The sequence below is a fragment of the Kitasatospora sp. NPDC093102 genome, from assembly GCF_040683915.1.
Classification (GTDB): Bacteria; Actinomycetota; Actinomycetes; order Streptomycetales; family Streptomycetaceae; genus Kitasatospora.
Genome location: NZ_JBFBFA010000124.1, coordinates 1 through 3298 on the forward strand (window position 1 = coordinate 1; position 3298 = coordinate 3298).

Sequence of the window (3298 nt, forward strand, 5' to 3'; positions counted from 1 at the left end):
CATTCCGTCAGGCGACGGCGTCAGCCGGAATCGCCGTCACGGGGAGCGTCTGCGGCTGCGGGGCCGCGATCGGCCGGAGGGCGAGCGGGCCGATCGTACTCTCGACCAGGTAGAGCGGTTCGGGCTCGCCGGGGACGCGCAGGCTCTGGTAGTCCTCCACCGACATCTTCGCCGCGCCCTGGGACGTGATCAGGGTGACCGTCTCCGGCTGCTCATCGAGGACGAGGAACGACAGCCCGAACGACTTCGCCAGCACTTGGGGCACGGCCCGCTCGACCGCGTCGGTCCACCGGCCCAAAGCCAGGGCCGCCCAGAACTCCGGATCTTGCGGAAGTCCATCCCGTCTTCCCTGGTTGTGTGACAGGTAGAACGCGGAGAACATGCTGGCGGCGAGCTGCCGTACCGTGCCCGCCACTCTCGGCAGTTCTCCCAGCACACTGTCGGGAAGCACCCCTGCCAGCCCCGCCGTGACCGCCTGACTCAGATCACCTGGTAGCGCGATCTCCCATCCGCTTCCCCTGAGGAGAGGCTTGCGCCAGTCGCGGCCCGGCAGTTCGACGACGGAGGTGGCGAGCGGCAGCGCATCGGGGCCGACTGCGGGCAGGAAGCCTCCGGATATCTGGCCCCCCGGCTCGACGGAGATCCAGTGGGTCTCGGGGCGGTCGTGGAGCTCGGGCGGGGGGTGCACCACGAGTGTCCCCTGATGGTCGGTCCTGACCTTGAACGGACTGGCGAACACCTTCAAGGGCATCCGATGGGTACCGTGCAGACGCTCGGCGAAGTGGGACGCGGCCTGGAGTTCCGTGAGGTGAATACCAGCCCGACCGGAATCGTCGGCTGATCGGAAGCCATCGGTCAGAGTGCGGCCGGCGCTGCACTGGTAGAGCACCACCCTCAGCCGGCTGCCGAACCTCTCGTACATGGCCAGGAATCCCTGGTCCGCAACGATCAGGTCGGCCAGGTGTCCTGCGGTGGTCACCGCGTCTCCCGACTCGCCCGGCTCCCACGACGGGAGGACGTCAATCGATGCAACCCCGGGAACACCGTGGCCCGACACGAACACGACCGGCTCGCCCCTCCATGGCGCCGGACGGGTCCGTGGCATCGTTCCAGGACCGCTCGCGTCCAACCACAGTTCGTAGCCGCTCCGAGGGCCACCATGGTGCTTGGCGAAGAGATGCCTTGCCGCCACCGCACCAATGGGCTGAACCATGACCACATGCGAGTCCTCGGAGCCCGTGCTCGACGAGAGGATCAGGAATCGATCGGAACGGGCGCTGCCGAACGGCTCGGCCCGGGACCACCGGTCGTGCCAGGGCGCGATCCCCAGGAGGTGCCGCAGTCTGTCCCGCAGTTCCCTCAACCCGTCGATGCCGTGGCGGTCGTAGAGGTCGTACAGTTGCAGTAGGACGTGACCGCTCTCCGACTCCGGTTCGAGGTAGTCCTCTGCGTCGGCGAACCACCCGGGAGCCAGGCCTGTCTCCACCACGATGTGATGGAGCCCGTGGAGGACCTCGTCGAACAGGTCCGGCGCGTCGTGGGCCAGCGTCTCGGAGTGTTCGGCCCTCGCTTTGGCTTCGAGCTGAAGCAGCTCGTTCTCGTCCAGGTGCAAGCCGAGGGCCAGCACCTTCCGCCGGTGTTCCTCCAGCGCCTCCTCCCGTCTCGCGAGGTCACGCTCCTGCAGCCTGTCGCCTTCGTCGATCATCTCCCCCCAGGCGTCCGACCTCGCCTCGTTGACGGCCGTCGGGGAAGTACCGAACTCCTCCAGCAGTTCGGCGCCGGCCAGGGTCAGCGGATCGTGGTCCTGGCTCCGGGTCACGAACCGCTCGATCAGCGCGGCGCGCAGGTCAACGGGCGGCCTGGAGCTCGAACTCTCCCTGGGTGCCCAATCGCTCAGGATGTCGCCAATCGTGCCGGCAACGATCTCCGGAGTCGCTCCCTCCCAGGCTTGCCTCTCAAAATCTGGCTGTGGCACGGACCGGGGGGGCCACGTCGCACGACCATGCTCATCGGAATGGACGAACATGCCGTGGAACGGGTGACCCGGCGGGGTGGCGAGCCTCCACCTTCCTGGGGAGATTCCGTCGGCGCCCGCCACCCGCACCATGCGTCGGTCGACGACGGCCAGCTGGTCCCAGGTCGAATCCGCCGCCGGAGCCACGACCGGATATCCGAGGACCAACGCCCACTTGTCCATGAACGCGTCCGACAGTACGGCCGAATCGTTCACGTGGGTCGCCGGGAGCAGCTGCACGAATCGGTCCGGCCCGGCCTTCACCTTCTCCATCAGCGCCCTCATCCCCCTGGGCTGGGTGTGCACGAAGTGGCTCCCTGGGCGCTTTGATACCAGGAACTGGTCCTTGTTCGGAGCCACCACGGGGATCGCGAAAGCCTCGGCCGGCTGCCCTTGGTCCAGCGCGTGCCAGGCCGCCTCCCATCGCTCCCCGCCCGCCACGTAGAACCCCGCCGAGCTCAATTTGAACCACGGCCGGTCGCCCGGCACCACTCGCCCGGCGTGATCCGTCTCCACATCGATCCAGTCGAACCCGGCGCCCAAGGTCAGCTCCCCGTAAGGGTCGAGCCCCATCGGCGCGTCGGGCGGTGCCACGACGAGGTTCACCAGGAGTTCGCCGTGATTCTTGACGAGGAAGACGGTGTTGGCGAACAACTCGGCCACGGCCGGGTCGCCCGGGACGTTCACCGGGAGCTGCACCGTCACAGAGTCGGTGTCGGCGAGCAGTTCGCCCCACGCCTCCGCCCCGTCCTCCGGGTCGGCGATCCGCCAGCCGTGCTCGGTCGGCACCAGGACCGAATCGGACGGCGCCGAACTCGCCTCCAGGTGACCGATCTTCGGCACCTGGAGGATCTGGGCACCCAGCCCTCCGTGCACCTCCACCACCGAACCGAACGGGTGGACGGCCGGGTCCAGCACCCAGTCGTCATGCCACCCGGCCGCCGACGCCGTGCCGCGCACCGGCACGGCCGGAAACGGCGGGATCTCCAGATGGTCCGGCTCCCCGGCACCGGCGTCGGCCGTGGCTGCTTGGGTGGACGGCCCCGCGTGCCCCTGCTCCTCAGGCGCCGGCCCGGACTGATCCGGCACACCCGCGGGCACACCACGCACCACGCGGCCCTCCACCTCCGCGACCTCGCGCGCTCCCCGCCGGAAGGCCTCCTGCTCCGCCGGCCCCAGCACGGAGACACCCGAATCCACCGCCTTGCCCTTGCCCCCGACCGTCGGCACCAGGCCCTGCCGGGTCTGCCACTCGACCAGCGACCGCTCCCCCGCCCACATCGC

Annotated in this window: 1 protein-coding gene; it reads right to left on the reverse strand. The window is 69.1% G+C overall.

The features are described from left to right. Window positions 1-7 precede the first annotated feature (7 nt). Window positions 8-3298 (reverse strand): hypothetical protein (locus tag AB0O11_RS39215; protein WP_363397380.1); only part of this gene is annotated, 3291 nt, incomplete at its 5' end.